This is a genomic window from Sorangium sp. So ce1335 (assembly GCF_051521615.1).
Classification (GTDB): Bacteria; Myxococcota_A; Polyangia; order Polyangiales; family Polyangiaceae; genus Sorangium.
This window is the reverse complement of the sequence record NZ_CP150363.1, coordinates 4,037,218-4,054,550: the sequence shown is the minus strand read 5'-3', so window position 1 is coordinate 4,054,550 and position 17,333 is coordinate 4,037,218. Positions and strand designations below refer to the sequence as shown.

9 protein-coding genes are annotated in these 17,333 nt (G+C 74.1%); 5 read left to right on the top strand and 4 right to left on the bottom strand.

Going from position 1 to position 17,333, the window contains the following annotated elements:
* Positions 1-250 precede the first annotated feature (250 nt).
* On the bottom strand, positions 251-1,615 hold the full coding sequence (locus tag WMF24_RS15000; protein ID WP_437737083.1) for a DUF1552 domain-containing protein: 1,365 nt from the start codon (positions 1,613-1,615) through the stop codon (positions 251-253).
* Positions 1,612-3,306, bottom strand: a complete 1,695-nt coding sequence (locus WMF24_RS14995; RefSeq protein ID WP_437737082.1) for a DUF1592 domain-containing protein — start codon at positions 3,304-3,306, stop codon at positions 1,612-1,614. The genes WMF24_RS15000 and WMF24_RS14995 overlap by 4 nt, the downstream gene beginning before the upstream one ends.
* A gap of 316 nt (positions 3,307-3,622) precedes the next feature.
* Between WMF24_RS14995 and WMF24_RS14990 the strand changes: the two genes are divergently transcribed.
* The 3 genes from WMF24_RS14990 to WMF24_RS14980 all read left to right on the top strand — a co-directional run bounded on the left by WMF24_RS14990 (position 3,623) and on the right by WMF24_RS14980 (position 8,171).
* Positions 3,623-4,987, top strand: a complete 1,365-nt coding sequence (locus tag WMF24_RS14990) for a hypothetical protein (protein WP_437737081.1) — start codon at positions 3,623-3,625, stop codon at positions 4,985-4,987.
* Between the two features lie 16 nt (positions 4,988-5,003).
* Complete coding sequence (locus WMF24_RS14985; protein ID WP_437737080.1) at positions 5,004-5,627, top strand: hypothetical protein; 624 nt, start codon at positions 5,004-5,006, stop codon at positions 5,625-5,627.
* Between the two features lie 108 nt (positions 5,628-5,735).
* Complete coding sequence (locus tag WMF24_RS14980; protein WP_437737079.1) at positions 5,736-8,171, top strand: hypothetical protein; 2,436 nt, start codon at positions 5,736-5,738, stop codon at positions 8,169-8,171.
* Positions 8,172-8,257: 86 nt separating this feature from the next.
* On the opposite strand, the gene WMF24_RS14975 is transcribed toward WMF24_RS14980, so the two are convergent.
* Complete coding sequence (locus tag WMF24_RS14975; RefSeq protein WP_437737078.1) at positions 8,258-9,820, bottom strand: tetratricopeptide repeat protein; 1,563 nt, start codon at positions 9,818-9,820, stop codon at positions 8,258-8,260.
* Positions 9,821-10,193: 373 nt separating this feature from the next.
* On the opposite strand from WMF24_RS14975, the gene WMF24_RS14970 reads away from it, so the two are divergent.
* Together WMF24_RS14970 and WMF24_RS14965 are read left to right on the top strand one after the other, a co-directional pair.
* Positions 10,194-14,225 carry an RHS repeat-associated core domain-containing protein gene (locus WMF24_RS14970; protein ID WP_437737077.1) on the top strand — a complete coding sequence of 1,344 codons (4,032 nt, stop codon included), beginning with the start codon at positions 10,194-10,196 and terminating at the stop codon, positions 14,223-14,225.
* A 42-nt stretch (positions 14,226-14,267) separates the two neighbouring features.
* On the top strand, positions 14,268-15,593 hold the full coding sequence (locus tag WMF24_RS14965) for a hypothetical protein (RefSeq protein WP_437737076.1): 1,326 nt from the start codon (positions 14,268-14,270) through the stop codon (positions 15,591-15,593).
* Between the two features lie 81 nt (positions 15,594-15,674).
* Here WMF24_RS14965 and WMF24_RS14960 read toward each other — a convergent pair whose 3' ends face one another.
* The gene (locus tag WMF24_RS14960; RefSeq protein ID WP_437737075.1) at positions 15,675-17,162 is read right to left on the bottom strand and encodes a hypothetical protein; all 1,488 of its coding nucleotides are present in this window, start codon (positions 17,160-17,162) and stop codon (positions 15,675-15,677) included.
* Between the last annotated feature and the right edge of the window lie 171 nt (positions 17,163-17,333).

Sequence of the window (17,333 nt, the reverse complement as noted above, 5' to 3'; positions counted from 1 at the left end):
GCCGCCCATGCGGGCGTACTTGCCAAAATCGGCGCGCGACGAAAAGCCCAAAACACCCGCGGCCGGCGCGCGGCGGTCCAGCGCCGGGCGCGCGGTCCGCCGCCCGACAGCGCGCGCGGTCGGCCCGCGGCCGGCGCGTTGTCCACCGCCGGGCAGTCCACCGCCCGGCAGCGCGCGCGGTCGGCCCGCGGCCGGCGCGTTGTCCACCGCCGGGCAGCCCACCGCCGGGCCGCGCGGCGCCGCCCGCGGCTCAGGCCAGGAGGCCGGGCAAGAGCCCCGTGCAGTACGCGGGGTTGCCGAAGGTCGAGACCTCCACGCCCATCGCGTTGCACAGCGTGACGAGCAGGTTGTTGTGAGGGTCGCCTGCGTAGCGCAGGTACCTCCCGGTCCGGAGCGCCCCGCCGGCGCGCCCCGCGATCACGTACGGCATGTCGCGCCGCGAGTGGCTCTGCCCCTCCGAGATGTCGGTGCACCAGAGCACGATCGTGTTGTCGAGCAGCGTGCCCGCGCCCTCCGGGACGGCGTCGAGCTTCCCGAGCAGGTACGCGAGCTGCTCCGCCTGCCAGCGGCCGATGTCCACGAGCTGCTGCTGCTTGTCCGCGCTGGACGGGTTCGAGTGCGAGAGCGCGTGGTGCGTCTCTGACTGGCCCAGCCAGGTGAACACTTTCCCCGCCTCCGTCGCGCTCCACTGGATCGACGCGATCCGCGTGAGATCGCACGCGAGCGCCATCGCGAGCAGATCGACCTGGAGCCGCCCGATCGCCGGGAAGCTGTCGTTCGCGTACACGTCGACCGGCTCCCCGAGCTCCGGCAGCGCGCACGCGCCGCCGAGGAGCCCCGGCGCCTCGAGGCGCGCCTCGATCTCGCTCAGGGCCTCCAGGTGGTGCTGAAGCTTCTGCCGGTCCTCGCCCCCGAGCTTCCGCGAGAGGGCGCCGTAGTCCTCCATCACGTCGCCGAGCACCCGCCGCCGCAGCGCGCGCCGCCGCGCGAGGTCCGCCGGATCGGCGCTGAGATCGGTGAACAGCCGGTCGAACGCCGCGCGCGGATCGTCCTCGGGCGGGACGGGCTGGCCCGGGCCCCGGTACGAGATGCGCGACGAGACGTTCGCGTACTGGACCTGGACGCCGAGCTCGAGCGACGAGAGCTTCGTGCGCTGCCCGAGCTGCGCGGCGAGGAACTGGTCGACGGAGATCCCTCCGCCCCAGCCGACCCGCGCGGCGGGGTTGCAGGCGTAGGGGAACAGCGTCCCCTCCTGGAGCTCCGTGCCGGTGAGCGCCTGGCCGATGCCCTGCTGGTGGGGGTCGCCCGGCCCGCTGTGGGCCGACTCCATGTCGACGCCCCCGAGGACGAGCAGCTTGTCGCGGTAGGGCGCGAGCGGCGCGAGGATCTCGCCGAGCTCGAACGCCGTCTCGGTCCCCGTGGGCTGCCAGGCCGGCTTCACCGTGCCGAGCCCCGTGAAGAAGACGACGAAGCGCTTCGGGAACTCGACGGCGCTCGCCGATCCGCTCATCGCGTCGAGGAACGGGAGCGCGACGGCGAGCCCGCCGGCCCCGCGGAGGAACGTGCGGCGGTCGAGGAGACGCCTCGACGGCCGGGGGCGCGCGGCGCCGCTCACGGCGCCCCCCCGGCGCCCGGCGCCCGGCGATAGCGGAACGCGTCCGTCTGCGTGAGCGCCACGAGCAGCGCCTTGATGTTGTACCCGCTGTCGGCGAACGCCTGCTGGATCTGGGTCATGCTGCACTCGTCCTCCGCCTGCTCGGCGCGGCCGTAGCCGAAGCGGAACCACTGCGTCGCGACGCACTGGCGCACCTCGTCGCTCTCCGCGAGCCGGTGCGCGAGCTCCACCGCGCCGTCGAAGGGCCCGTCGGTGCCGCGGCTCCCGGCGATCTCGCCGCGCGCGTCGACAGGGACCTCCTGGTCGGTCTCGCGGTAGAGGCCGACGCCGTCGTAGTGCTCGAACCCGAAGCCGATCGGATCCATCAGCCGGTGACAGCCCGCGCACGCCGGGTCCTGCGCGTGCTGCTCGAACTGCCGGCGCGTCGGGATGCCCGGCCTCACCGCGGGCGGCCGGATCTCCACGCCGGGCGGCGGGGGCGGCAGGGTCTGGCAGAGCAGCCGCTCGCGGACGAACTTGCCGCGGTGGATGGGCGAGGACTGGTCCGGCTTCGCGAGCACCGACAGGAGGCTCGCGTGCGTGAGGAAGCCCGCGCGCTGCGCCGGATCGAGCGGAACGACGGCGAAGTCGCCCGGCGCCGCCGCGCCGTCCGCCGGCGCCTCGACGCCGTAGAACGCGCGGAGCTCGGCGTTCATCAGCGAGTAGGGCGCCGTCAGCAGGGTCGCCACGTCGCCGGCCTCGTCCTCGAACACGACGTGGTCGAGGAACGCCTCGGTCTCGGCGCGGAGGAGCGCCGGGAGCCCGTCGTGGAAGCGCGGGTAGACCGCCGCGTCCTTGGCGATCGTGTCGATGTGCGTGAGCTTCAGCCACTGCGTGTGGAAGTTCGCGACCGCGGCGCGCGCGCGCGGATCCTCGAGGAGGCGCCGCGCCTGCGCCGCGATCTGCGCCGCGGTGCGCAGCTCGCCCGCGTCGGCCGCGGCGAACAGCGCGTCGTCGGGCATCGAGCTCCAGAGCAGGTACGACAGCCGCGAGGCGATCTCGTGATCCGACAGCGGCGCGACGCCCTCCCCGGCGGGGTCCGGCATGCCGAGCTCCACGCGGTAGAGGAAGTGCGGCGACTGGAGCATCGCCTGGACCACGACCTCGACGCCGGTCGAGAAGCCGTGCTCCTCGTTCCCCCAGGCGAAGAGCCGCTCGAAGCGCTCGATCTCCTGCGGCGTGAGCGGCCGGCGGAACGCGCGCTTGCCGAGGCGCTCGATCACCTCCGCGGCGCACGCGTCGGGCCCCTGCACCGCCGGGTCGCACCGCCCGAGGAGCCGCCCGAGGTCCTTCACGGCGCGCGCCGCGACCGCCTCGGAGGCCTTCATGAGCTGCTCGGCGAGGAGCGGCGTGACGCCGAGCGCCGCCGCCTGGTTGTTGAACCCGAGCGCCTCCTCCTCGACGACGAAGGCGTCGGCCGGCGCGCTGTCGTCGCCGAGCAGGTCCCGGATCGTGTTGTTGTACTCGAAGCGCGTCATCCGCCGGAGCGGCGAGGCGCCCGGCCGGATCTCCGCGCAGCGCGGCGCCTCGTGCGCCGCGCCGTCGTCGGGCTTTCCGGAGCAGGCGACGGCCGTCGCGAGGATCATCGCGAGCCCGAGCGTGCCGCCGGCCCCGCGCTCCGCGCGGCGGCGCCGTCCTCTTGACCGATCCATAAGCCCTCTCCCCAGGACGTGATGGCCCACGATGCATCGCGTTGCAACGCGGGGCATCGGGCGACGACTTTTCTTACTTCACTGAAGGCAGTCACGGAAGGAGCCGCGGCCGCGAGACGCCGTGAGTCCGGCAGCAACGTAGTCTCCTAGCGACACTGCGCGTCGCTGGAAAGATCGCCCAGCGCATCGAAATTACGCTGGATTCTGTGGGGTGGCAGCCTGTAGGCTCGCGCGCGTGCAAGCTCCGGTCGACGTCATTGCCGCTAGCGAGAGGCCCGTGCGCAAACCCTCCAGGACCACAACGCTGTTCCTTTCTATGAGCCTCTGCGGGCGGATCCTGCTCGGGCTCTCCGCCGCGACCGCCGTCACGTTCGCGATCGAGCCCGTCACGCTCGCCGCCCCGAAGGCGTCGAAATCGATCGCGGTCCACATCGAGGGCCCCAACGCGGCTGCCATCCGCGAGGACATCCTCTCCCTCGTTCCGGAGACGCTCGAGGTCGTCGACCGAGGCGACTTCTCGAAGGCGCTGAAGGGCGCCGGCCAGACGAAGCCCGCCGGGGACACGCTGCTGTCGAAGGCCCAGCGCAAGAAGGTCCTCGACCGCATCCGCAAGGCGGGCAAGGCCGTGAAGGCGGAAGGGGTCATCTACGGCGTCTCGCGGACGAACAAGAAGAAGAAGAAAGAGGTCCACCTCGTCTACGTCGACGACAACGCCGGCGACCTCGCCGTCGACAGCGCCGTGCCGGCCGCCGGCTCGCGCGACGACCGCAAGAAGGCGCTGGAAGAGCTGCTCGGCCCGACGCTGGCGCAGATCGCGCCCCCGCCGGCCGAGGAGGAGAAGCCGAGCGGGGACGGCGAGGGCGAGGGCGGCGAGGGCGGCGACGGCGAGGACGGCGGCGGCGACGGCGAGGAGAAGGGCGGCGACGAGGACGGCGGGGACAGCGGCGGCGGCGGCAAGCGCAAGCGCAACGACGTCAACTCGGCGCTCTTCTCGGTCGAGCTCGGCGTCGAGTTCGTCGGCCGCTGGTTCGACTACTCCGATCCGCGCACGAACAACCTCCGCCCCTACAGCGTCTTCGGGCAGCCCGCGCTGTCGGTCGCCGGCGAGGTGTACCCGCTCGCGTCGACGGACATCCCGGTGCTCAAGGGCCTCGGGATCACCGCGGGGTACGCGCGCGCACTCGGCCTCAACTCGGCGGTGGGCGGCGGCGATCCGATCAGCACCACCTACCAGCGCATCAACCTCGGGCTCCGGGAGCGGCTGTCGCTCGGCGAGGCGTCCCAGCTCGGGATCTCCGCCGGGCTCCGGTTCGTGACCTTCGAGATCGAGGCGCCGGCGGATCTCGCCCGGACGGTGCCGAACGTCGACTACACGCTGTTCCGCGCCGGCCTCGACGGGCGCTTCCCTGTCGGCCCCGTCGCGCTGGCGCTGGGCGCCGAGTACCTCCTGCCGCTCTCGTCGGGCCCTGTCTACGATCGGTTCACCGCGGCGAGCGTGCAGGGCATCGGCGCGATGGCCGGGGTGATGGTGCCCATCGCGACCGGCATCGAGGGGCGCGTGCTCGTCGAGTACGCGCGGTTCTTCTCGTCGTTCCAGCCCGAGCAGGGCGACGCTTACATCGCGGGCGGGGCCATCGATCAATACCTGGGACTGCGGCTCGCGGGAGCCTACGTCTACTGACAGAGAGAGGTACCACGTGACGTTCCTATCTTCACTTCACGGGCGCACGGCGTTCACCGTGGCCACGCTGCTGACCGGCGGCGCGCTCCTCATCAGCTGCGCGGGGACCCTCGACGACGACGAGTTCCCCCCCGGCGAGCAAGGCGCCGGCGGCGACATCCAGGGGACGCCCAGCGGCACCCCCGCGGCGAGCGGCAGCGGCGGCGGCACCCCCTCGGCGACGACCGGCGGCGACCCCGCCGCCACCACGGCGGCCACCGGCGGCGAGCCCGCCGCCACCACCGCGGCGACCGGCCCCGACGCGGCGACCACCACGAGCGCGGCCACCGGCTCCGAGCCGACGGGGTGCGCCGAGGCGACGACGCTCGTCGCAGAGAAGTGCGCCACCTCGGGCTGCCACGACGCGAACTCGAAGGCGGCCGGCCTCTCGCTCGCCGCGGGGTGGGAGACCGCGGTCCGGAGCCAGGCCTCCGTGTGCGGCGGCATGGTGCTCGTGCCGGGCGACCCGGACGCCAGCTCGATCTACGCGAAGGTGCAGCCGAACGTGCCGTGCGGCGGCCGGATGCCGTTCGGCAAGGCGGCGCTCGGCGACAGCGAGATCGCGTGCCTCCACGACTTCATCGCCGCGCTCGCGCCCTGAGGAGCTGAATGGGCCTCTGACCGCCGCGGAAGGCGCGGGCGGGGCGGTCGTCCCCTGGATGAGACCGCCTCGTTGGCGCCCCGACGGGCAGAGGCTACGCTCGCCGCGATGCTGCGCCGGCGCTCGTTCTGGATCGCCGCGGCCGCCGTCGCCTACACCGCCTTCGCCGCGCTCCGGGCGTCCGGCGGCCACGGGCCCGCGTGGCTCGCCCTGCTCGGGCTGCCGGCGCTCCTCGCCCTCGGCTTCCGGTGGGTCGAGCGGCCGCCGCGCGGCGAGGACCGGATCGAGCCGGCGGCGCGCAGCGCGGCCGCCGTCTGCCTCACCGGCGCCGCGATGCTCGCCGCGGCGCGCAGCGGCCCCACGGGCCTCGCGCTGATCGCGCTCGGCAACCTCGGCGCCGCGATGGCCTCGATGGCCGCGCTCGTCGGCCTCGCGCGGATCGCGGGCCTCGGCGGCCTGCTCGAGCCGCCGCCCAGCACGCGGCGCCTCGACGCGGCGGCGTTCGCCTCGCTGTTCTGGACGGTGGCGGTCGCCCTGCCCGCGGTCTCGGCGGTGGCGCCCGCGCGCGCGGAGGGCCTCGATCCGCTGCTCGTCCACTACGCGACCTCCGCCGCGTCGCTCGGCTCGCTCGCGGTGACGCTCGTGGCGCTCGCGCGCCTGCGCATCGCGCGGCGGCTCGAGCTCGGCGTCGCCGACCGCGTGGAGGCGGCGCTCCTGCTCTCGGCGACGGCGCTCGCGGTCGGCGTCGCGGCGGCGTTCGTCGGCGTCGCGAGCCCGGAGGCGATCTTGCCCGTCACGAGCGCGGTCGCGGCGGTGTGCGTCGCGCTCTGCACCGTGGCGGCGGACGCCGCGCAGGTCTCGCGCGCGCTGCGCCTCACGCTCGCCCTCGCGGCGCTCGCGACCCCGCCGGCGCTCCTCGTCGTCTACGCCGTGCACGAGGCCCCGCGCGGCGATCTCGGGCTCCGCGGCGCGCCGCAGTCCTCGATCGGCGTCGCCGTGTTCGGCGCGTGCGCGATCTGCGCGCTCGCGGGGCTCGCGGCGCCGGCCCTCGCGCGCCGGTTCGCGCCGGAGGGGGCGCGCTGGCTCGGCGCGTTCGACGCCGCGACGCGCGCGGCCATGAACCCGGAGCCGGAGGCGGCGCTGGAGACGGCGCTCTCCGCCCTGCGCGAGGCGTCGGACGCGGGCACGGCGGGGCAGGCCCCGCCGGCGCTGTACCTGCTCTCGCCGCCCGAGCGGGTGACCGTCGATCGCGCGGGCTACGCGCGCACCGAGCCGTCGCAGGTGCCGGCGCGCCTCATCGAGCTCGCGCAGGTCGAGCCGGAGCGCGTGCTGCGCGTCGAGGCCGCCGAGGCGGTCGAGGTCCGGCGCCCGGAGGTGCGCCCGCTGCTCGCCTGGCTCGCCGAGCGCGACGTCGGCGTCGTGGCGCTCGTGAACGACGCGGAGGGCCCGATCGGGGCGCTCGCGATCCCGCGGGGCCGGCGCGCGTCGCCGATGACGCTGGAGGAGGTGAACGGGCTGCGCGCCCTCGCCGACCGGCTCGGGGCGGTGATCGCCGTGTCGGCGATGCTGTCCGGGTCGCGCGGCCGGGAGGTCGCCGCCCGTCGCGAGGCCGAGGAGCGCGCGCGCGAGGTGGCCCGGCTGGAGCGCGCCGTGGCGCAGAGCGCGGGGCGGTTCCGGGCGATCGCGGCGCTGCTCGCGCGGCCGGCGCGGGCGGCGGCCTACAGCCCCGCGGCGCGCGCGGCGATCGAGCAGCTCGAGCGGCTCGGCGAGGCGGGCGGCCCGGTCACGCTGCTGACGGCGCCCGGCATCGACGCGGTGGCGTGGGGCGCCGTGGTGCACCTGAGCTCCGCGCGGGCCGCGGGCCCGCTGGCGATCGTCGACGGCGCGGCGCCCGCGCCCGAGGCGTTCGCGCAGCCGTTCCCGCACGCGCGTGGCGCCTCGGCGGAGCGCGACGGCGCGGCGGGCGTCGAGGAGGCGCCGCGCGCGCTCGTGCTGTGGCGCGATCCGGACAGCTCGCCGATCGAGGCGGCGCGCGGGGGCACGCTGCTCATCCTCGACGCCCAGGCGCTGTCGGCCGAGGTGCAGAGCTACCTCGGCGCGGCGTTGCCGGACGACGTCGGGCTCGTCGTGGCGGTGCCGCAGACGGTCGACGCGCTGGTGGCGACGGGCCAGATGAGCGAGCGGCTCGCCGACCGGCTCGGCGATCGGGCGGTCGCGCTGCCGTCGCTCGCGTCGCGCGCCGAGGATCTCCGGGCGCTCGCGCTGGATCACCTCGCGCGCATCGGCGTCCGCCTGCGCGGCCGCCCGTTCGGCCTCGACCTGCGCGCGCTGCAGGCGGTGCTCGATCACCCGTGGCCGGGCAACGACGCGGAGATGGGCGCGGTCCTGCTCCGCGCGGCGCTCGTGGCCGAGGGCGACGTGGTCGGCGAGAAGGAGCTCGCCGCGATCGGCTTCGCCCCGCCGGCGGCGCCCTCCGAGCGGCCCGACGGCGTCTGGAGCGAGCCCCGCCGCGCCCGCCGGCGGCGCGCGAGCAAGGCGGGGTAGCCGGGCGGCCGGTGATGCGCGGTCCGCGTGGGGGGACGCCCGCCGGCGTGCGCCGCCGCGTGGAGGGACGCCCGCCGCAGGGATCGCTACGCCTCCGGCTGGAGCCGCCGCGCGGCCCTGGGCGGCACGCCGGGCCGTAGCTGGGCGGGCCGCAGCATGTCTTTCTGGAAGAAGTGCGCGAACATGTGCTGGCAGCCGGGGCAGGGGCTGATGGGATCGCCGGCGTCGAAGTACCTCGACGCCTCGGCCTGGATCGCGATCCCGCCGTCGGGGAGTTCGCGCAGCGCCTGCCGGACCCTCGCCTCGCCCGCGATCCCGGGTGGGAGCCTTCGCTCGCGCTCCCACGCCATGAGGTAGTCGCTGATCGCAGGGGGCGCGGAGCACCGGCGCGCGTCCACGGGGATCTTGGCCGGCTCTCCCCTCGAGAGCTGCTCGATCCAGTCGCGGTACCACGCGGTGAAGCTGTCGTGGGTCGGGAGCAGGCCCGAGCCCGCCGCGCGGAGATCGGCCCAGACGCTGCCGGCGCGCGGGCCGCGCACGACGAGCACGGAGAAGTAGCCGCAGCCCATGTGCGCGAGCGCGATCGTGCCGCGGACCGCCTCGTCGGCCCGGAGCGCGGCGCGCTGGGATGCGCTCATCGCCCGCGGCTCGGGCCGGTAGGGCCGCGTGTGGGGGAAGTCGCCCGTGAGGCTCTCGAGCTGCCCCGGGCCGTCGAGCGGCAGGAGCCCGTGGTAGGGGCCCGCGCCAGCGCTGCCGACGCGGGTGAGGAACGCCGCGTAGTCGGCGGGGATGCGGGCGCCCGAGGACGCCTCGATGCGGCGGAGCTGCTCCGGCGCGAGCGGCGGGAGGAGGCGGTAGCCGTGCTCGCGGGCGCCGAAGCGGTTGAGCCACGGGTCGTGATCGCGGTGGACGTGGGCGAGCGCCTCGGCGACGCCTGCGATGAAGCCCTCGACGACGGCGACGGGCGCGGGATGGTGGAGCCCTTCGGCGCGCAGGCGCTCGAGCGATCGCGCGGCGCCGACGCTGTCGGGATGCGCCTCGTGGTACGCCGCGAGCTTGTCGTACCAGGAGGCGTCTCCATCGCGCACGGCGCGGTGATAGGCGTAGGCCGGGAAGGCCACGGGGTGGACCGGTTGCTGGTCGAGGACGGCCTCGAGGTGGCGCAGCCCCTCGTCGGCGCGGCCGGCTTCGCAGAGCATGGCGCCGAGGTCGCAGCGGGCTGAGACGTCGGCGGGGTCGAAGCGGGCGGCGGCCTCGAACGCGCCCTGGGCCGCGTCGATGTCGCCTCGCTCCCGGAGGGCATACGCGAGGCTAACGGCGGTGGCGAACGAGGGGTCGAGCTCGAAGGCGCGATGGGCGGCGCGGAGGGCGTCGTCGAGGCGGCCGAGCTTGCGGAGGTAGATGCCGGAGACCCACGCGACCTGCGGGTGGTCCGGGTGGCGCGCGCGGAGGGCGTCGAGGACGGGCAGCTTGGCGTCGAGGGAGCGGCGGGCGCCGGGGTCGAGGCGCTCGTCGGGGAAGCGGCTGAGGAGCTTCACGAGGCGGTAGACGGCGGCGTCGACGTCCATGCGCGCGACGCTGGTCGGGGTGAGCTCCGGGGCGCCCTGGCGCGGCGTGGGTTTCTGCTTGCGCCGCCCCGTCCTGGCCATGGGCGGGGACGGTAGCGCGTCTCGGCGGGGGGCACCAAGGAAGGCAGCCGGGCGGGTTGCGCGACGCGCCCGGGGAGAGTGGGGCACCTGGCGCGCATGGGTCGAGATGGGATGTCCGGATGGGCGGGCGGCGTGTCCGGATGGGCGAGGGCATGTCCAGATGGGCGGGCGGCGTGTCCAGATGGGCGGGCGGCGTGTCCAGATGGGCGGGCGGCGTGTCCAGATGGGCGGGCGGCGTGTCCAGATGGGCAGGCGGCATGTCCAGATGGCGGGCCCGCGTGTCCAGATGGCCGGCGGCGTGTACGAGCGAAGCCCTGAGACCGGGAGCTGCGCGCGGCTTGCAGCGGGCGCTCCTGCCGCCGAGCATCCCCGCATGGCACGAACAGCCCCCTTTCCGAACGCGCTGCTGATCCCCGGCATGAACCCCGGCGTCTTCATCCTGGGCGGCGGCGGAGCCGGCGGCGGCGGCAACGGCCGAGGTGGCAACGGCCGCGGCGACGGCCAGGGCGGCGGCGGCAAGAACGGCGGCAACGGCGCGCGCGGCGGCGGCAAGGATGCAGGGAGCTGCGGGCCGGGCAGCGGCGGCGGCTGCCCCAACCCATCGCACGGCAGCGGGGGCGGCACGCACGCCGGCGATCCGGTTGATCCGATCACCGGGCGCGTCACCACGGTCGCCGTCGTCGACCTGGCGCTGCCCGGCACGATCCCGCTCGTGATCAGGCGCAGCTACAGCTCCGGGCTCGTCGAGGAGGACGTCGGCCTCGGCTTCGGCTGGACGCACTCGCTCGCGTGGCAGGTCGAGGAGAGGCGCCGTGGGCTGCGCATACTGGAGCCGCACGCGGCGCCGACGGCGCTGCCGAGGAAGCTCGAGCCGGGCGAGTCCGTGCGGCTCCCGTGCGGCGTGCTGACCCGCTGTGCGTTGGGCTACGCGCTCGCCGCGGACGGGCTCGCCTACCTCTTCGCCGAGCCCCGGGGCAGCCGGTGGCTGCTGAGCCGGATCGTCGATCTCCACGACAACGTGATCGAGCTCGTCTACGAGGACGGCCGCCTCGCCCGCGTGATCGACAGCGTGGGCCGCGTCGTGCGGGTGCGGCGGCACGAGGACGGACACATCGCCGCCTTCGAGGTCAAGAACGCCTCGGCGCGAGGGCGCTGGGAGGCGCGGCGCAGGTACGCGTTCGACACGCGCGGTGATCTGGGCGCGGCCGAGGACGCCGCGGGGCACGCGCACCGCTTCGCCTACGACGAGGACCACCGCCTGGTGCGGCGCGAGGAGCCCGGCGGCCTCGTGGCGGAGTTCCGCTACAAGGACCAGCGCTGCGTCGAGGCGTGGTGCCACCGCGCGGGCAACGACGCGCTCGACGACGACGTGCCGGAGGCCCTGCGCGACGGATCGCCGGCCAAGGGGTTCCTGCACGTCAAGATCGACCGCCACGACGGCGCGCACGCGGAGGTGATCACCTCGCGCGCCATCCGGCGTGTCGACGGCAACGTCTTCGGCAAGCTCGACACGATGGTCTGGGGCGGCGGCAGCGGCGTGCATACCTTCCGCTACGACGACGCTGGCGCGCTGCTCGAGTACGAAGACGCGCTGGGTCAAGTGTTCCGCTGGGAGCGGGACGCCGACGGGCGGCTGCTGGCTGAGGTGGACCCCGTGGGGAGCAGGACGGACTACGAGCACGACGCGCGCGGTTTCGTCTCGGCCATGGTCGACACGCTCGGCGGCGCCGCGCGCTACGAGCGCGACGCGCGCGGCGACGTGATCGCCGTCCATGACGACGCGGGCTTCGTGGTGGGCTTCGCCTACGACGGCCGCGGCCTGCTCGTCGGCGCCACGTTGCCGAACGGCGGCGAGACGCGCATGGAGTACGACGCGCTCGCGAACCGCGTCCGCGTCATCGAGCCCGACGGCGCAGAGCGGCGCATCCGCTACGACTTCCTCGGCCGGGTCATGGGCTCCGTCGACGAGCGCGGGCTCGAGACCCGCTTCGCGTACGACGCCTGCGGCCGGCTCGCGGCCGTGTTCGGACCGGACGGCGGCGTGACGCGCTACGACTTCGACATCGATGGAAACCTGGCGAGGATCACCGACGGCGACGGACGCGCCACCTCGCTGCGCTGGGGCGGCTTCCATGTCGTCACCGAGCTCCTCCGGCCCGACGGCAGCAAGGTGCGGTACAGCTACGATCGTGAGCAGGACCTGGTGCGCATCGCCAACGAGGCCGGAGAGGAGCACCGGATCGAGCGCGACGCCGAGGGGCGCATCACCGGCGAGCGGACCTTCGATGGGCGCGAGATCCGCTACAGGCTCGATCTGCTGGGCAGGATCACGCGGGTGGAGCGGGGAATCGACAAGGTCGATCTCGAGTACGACCCGCTCGGCAGGCTCGTCAAGCGCACCACCTCCGATGGGCGCGAGGACGTGTTCGACTACGATCCGCTCGGCAGGATCGAGCGCGCGGCCAGCGGCGACGTCGAGTGCGTGTACGCCTACGATCTGCGCGGACGCGTGACGGCCGAGGTGACGCGGCGGGGCGCCGAGGTGCTCGCGGCCTTCGCCTGGACCTACGACGCCATGGGCAAGGCCACGAGCGTGCGCGGGCCGGACGGCGAGGTGCGCGTCGAGCGGGATCGGAGGGGACGGCCGATCTCGGCGTGGATCGGCGGTGAGCGCGCGCCGGTGCGCTTCGGTTACGATGCCGCGGGGTTCGAGGTCGAGCGGCGCTTGCCTGGTGGCGGAACCATCGCGACCGACGTCAACGCCGAGGGTCTCGTGGAGCGCCGGCGCGCGCTCGGCAAGCCGACGGCGCCGCACGTTGGGCCGGGCGAGCCGCCGTGGGTCGGGCCGCTCGTGACGCCCGAGGCGTGGCGCAGGACATACGCGTGGTCGCCCGCGGGGAGGCTCCGCGCCGACGAGGACCTCGGCGGCGGCAGGAGAGAAGTGCTCCGCGATACGAACGGCCGCGTCGTCGAGCGGCGCAAGGCGGCCAAGCCGGCCGAGCGGTTCCGGTTCACCGCGGCGGGCGAGGTGGAGCGGGACGGCGAGCAGCGGACGTACGCGCCGGGTGGGCGCTTGACGGAGCGCGCGACGGCACGACAGACCGTGCGCTACGAGCACAGCGAGCGCGGCGACGTGGTGCGAAGGCGCGCGAGCGAGGTGCGGGCCGATGGCGAAGGCGAGCAGGCGCCCGAGCGCGCGTGGATCTACGCATGGAGCGCCGACGGGCGGCTCCTGGAGGCGCGGACGGCGGAGGGGAACGTGATCTCGTTCGCCTACGACGCCTTCGGCCGAAGGATCGAGAAGCGCGTCGCGCAGGGTGGGAAGGTCGAGCGCGTGATCCGGTACGCCTGGCGCGGCGACGTGCTGGTCCACGAGCGCACCGAGCGCACGCGGGATGATGGCGAGGCGACCGCTGTCGAGGAGCGGAGCTACGTCACACTGCCGGAGGCCGCGCTGCCGCTCGCCCAGCGGGACGGCGCCGTGGGGCCGCTCAGGTACTTTATCCATGGGGTCCATGGGTTCCCCGAGGCGCTCGTGGAGGGCGACGGGCGCGTCGCGGCCGAGATCGAGGCGGGGCTGTACGGCGGTGTGCCCGACGAGCATGCCGGGATCACGCCGCTCAGGTTCCCGGGGCAGTACGCCGACGACGAGACCGGGCTCTACTACAACGGTCACAGGTACTACGACCCGGAGGCGGGGGCGTACCTCAGCCCGGAGCCGATCGGGATCGAGGGGAGCCTCAAGCCGTACGCGTACGTCGACAACTACCCGCTGGAGTGGGTGGACGCCGATGGTCTCGCGCGCATGGAGTGCACGATCACGCGCACGGATGGCTCGACGATTACAGGTACTAGCCGTGGGCGTCCTCGCAGCGATCTCCACCCTGCCGTTCAGGCGGCGCTCCCCCCCTCGAACGCTCGTGGCCAGGACGCCAGCGTGCAGCCGCAAAACTGCGCAGAGCCCCAGGCGCTGAGCGACCATCTGGAGGATTGGCAGAACCGGACCGGCCTGTCGTGCCGTCCCGGAGATCCGGGCTGGAGGAGGAACCTGCGTGCGGCCATGGGTGAGATTGATCCGAACGGTGGCATTGCTTCATCCATGGGAGGAACGCCGAGGGCGTCCTGCCCCAACTGTTCGCAGACGATTCCGCGACTTTACGCGCTCGCCGGCATGGCTCCGCCGAACAGCGTGATCGCGCCGGGACATCAGGATCAGGAGCGCAACGGACCTCAGACAAGGACCACGAGACCTGCGGGCGGTTTCCTGTCTGACCCGGGTAACCGCGCAGCTTCCAGCTTCAACGACTCCCGAAACCGCGGCGGGACCCCGGGCAACGTCCCCGGACGCGGCGGCCTCGGCACGTGGACGTACGATGAAGAACGCGGATTCTGGCATCGCCATTGAGGTGCCCCGGCGCCCGCACCAACACATCGAGGGACAGACGCCATGTCAGATTCCAGGATGCTCGGAGAGCCTCGCGAACGACTGAACGGCGGCGCGTTCGAGCTCGGGCTATGCCAGCCGGGCAGCGCACGGCACGCCGAGCTTCGCATCCTCGGGAACGTGTTCGAGCAATCCACAGGGGATGTTGGCTCGCAGGAGACCAAACGCCGGACGTACGCGAGCGCGATCGTCGCCGTAGCCGCCTTCGAGCATTGCTTGGCAAAGCTCATGACTGCGGGATTCCGCTACGCCTCGCCCCCCCGTTCGCCCTACGAGGACATCGAGGAGCTGATCGACGACGAGCCCGACGAACCCGCAGGCTATCTCCTCCTCGCGGAGTCGCTCCGGGCCTGCGCGGACCCCCGCGGGGAGCTCATCGAAATCGCCGCGACGCGCATCGAAGCGGACTCCCCGGAGCTGAACGAGCGCGAGGAAAAGCTGCTCCAGGCGCACGGAGCTCGTCTCTTCGGCGCGCTCGATGACGTGCGGCGTGCTCTACCGGGCACGTTCTCGTACGAGCGTTTCCTCGGCTTCGTCCGCGATGCCTGCGTGGCCGACGCCGATGCGGCCGCGCTGGCCGACGTGTTCGAACCGCCGCTGCTGCAGGTCGATCCGCGCGAGCTCGGCTTCGATCCCCGCGTGGAGCGGCCAGCCCCGCACACCTACGCTGTCCACGCGCTCCGCCGCTTGCTATGCCACCCGGCCGGGCGCTTCCTCCGCCGCCTGCGGATGGAGATCCGCGAGGAGATCGAGCCCATCCTGTCCTTCCTCGTGGAGCACGGTCGCGTCGACCGCGTCTCGCACCTCGCGGTGACCTCACGAGCGGGGCGTGCGCTGGGCGCGTGCTTTCCGGAGCTCCACGCCCTGGCCTGCTACGCGAGGGGGCTCGATCGCTGGCTCGCAGCGCCGCTGCCCCGGCTTCTACATCTCACCGTGCGCTGGGAGCCGGCGACGCTCTCCTCCGTGCTCGCCGCGCTCGATGCAACCCGCCTTCCGTCGCTCCAGCACGTCGCCTTGTGGGACACGCCACTCGACGCGAAGTCGACGGCGTTGGTGCTCGATCATCCCGTCATCGCACGGCTCACCCGCCTCGATCTATGGTCGCAAATCGCGCCTCAGCGCGGCATGTACGAGGCGGTGCTCTTAAGGCGCCGAGAGCTTCAGCATCTGGAGCGCCTCGTCCTCGCGCTCCATGGCGCGCCAGCCGAGCTCGTCGCACGATTTGCTGACTGGCCAGCCGTGGTCTGGGCGGACCGGAGCCGCTCCGGCCTCGAGGAGGCGGATCGAGAGGCCATCGCAGGCTTCCCTCTTGGAGGATTCTTTTTTTAGGCCGAGCGGTAGCGCGCGACGCGGATGCGACGGGGATGATGCGGAGACCAGGGAACGCGAGCTCCTCGACCTGGAGCGCGGTCAGTAAAAGCGGTAGCTGAGGCTCGCCGGCGCGACGAGCACGAAGCCGTCGAGCCCCTTCATGAAGGTCGGCGAGACGCTCAGGAGAAGCGCGCCCGACGTCCAGCGCGCGCTCGGCAGATCCGCGAGCACGAGCGACACATCGACGCTCCCGCCGAACGCGAACGTCTCGACGAGCGCTGTCTCGGGCAGGGTGCCCTCGCGCGCTGTCACCTCGACCTCGGTCCGGCCGTAGTTGAGATCGACGAGCTCGGACGGGATCTCGCCCTTCACGCCGGTGATCTTCGCGTTCTGCCCCACCGCGCCGGCGAGCCCCGAGAGGCCGAGCCAGAGGCGCCCGAAGCGCATCGCGAGGGACGGGCCGCCGACGGCGAGGTAGCCGCCGCCGAACCGGTAACCGCCGAGCGCGCGGACGCCGAGGTGCACCTCCTCGGAGAGCGCCAGCCCCACGAAGGCCTGGCCCCCGGCGAACGGCCCGACCGCCGGATCGAAGGCCGCGCGGCAGACGTCATCGTTGCAGGGCGCGATGAGCTCGCCCTCGGGTACGTTGTAGCTGTACGAGTACGAGCTCAGGTTGCCGAAGCTGCCCGCGTCGATCAGCCCGATCAACGCGCCGCCGGCCAGGCCGGCCTCGACGACCAGCGCCCCGGCGTGCCGGGGCGAGGCGTCCTGGGTCCGCTCCGGCTCCTCGGCCGCGGCAGCATCGGCGGACGCCGCGGCCGTCTCCGCCCCCGCCGCGCCCTTCCCTGGCCCCTCCGCGCCCTTCTCGGCCCCCGCTGCGCCGCCCTTCCCGGGCCCCGTGGCTGCCGCGTTCCCGGCCCCCGCCGCGCCCTTCCCGGCCCCCGCCGCGCCCTTCCCGGCCCCCGCCGCGCCCTTCCCGGCCCCCGCCGCGCCCCTTTCCGGCGCCGCGGCGACCGGCGCCGCCTCCTTCACGGGCGCCTCCGCGGCCTTCGCCGGCTCCGGCGCGGCCGAGCCGTCCCTGGCCAGCGCGGGGACCGTCACGGCCTTCCGCTCGCCCCGCTTGATCGAGACCTTCCCCTCCCACCGCTTTCTGCCGGGGGCGGCCGCGCTCACCCTGTGCTCACCGGGGTCGATCGGCCTGGCCTGGCCAAAGACCCCGCTGTCGACCGGCGCCCCGTCGAGCGTCACCTCGAGCCCCTCGACGGCGGCGGCCCGGGGCACGTTCACCGTGAGCCGCGGGAGCCGCAGCTCGAGCCGCGCTCCCCTCGCCTTCGCGTCGGCCTCGAGGCGCTTGTTGCCCTCCTTGCGCGCCGCGGCGCCCAGGTCGATGTACTCGGCCCAGGCGGTCGCGATCTTCCCCTGCTTCTCGTGGCAGGTGGCGAGCGCGAGGAGCGTCGACGACCTCGGGCTCAGCCGGTAGCTCTCCTCGATCTTGGGGCAGGCCTCCGCGAGCTTGCCCTTCTTCATGAGCTGCTTGCCCTCGTCGAGCAGCGCGTCCGCCTGCGCGAACGCGACCCCGGGGCTCACCGCGAGCGCCAGCGCGAGCGCCGCGCCTACGACGCGCGCGCTCGAGCGCAGAGCGCGCCGGGCCGCCTCCTCAGGGCGACCACCGAGACGGAAGGAGTGCCAGGGGAAAGAAGGGGTCTTCTCGGCGGGTTCAGCGTCTTGCCGGTTCAAACGGTTCGTCGCTCCGGAGCG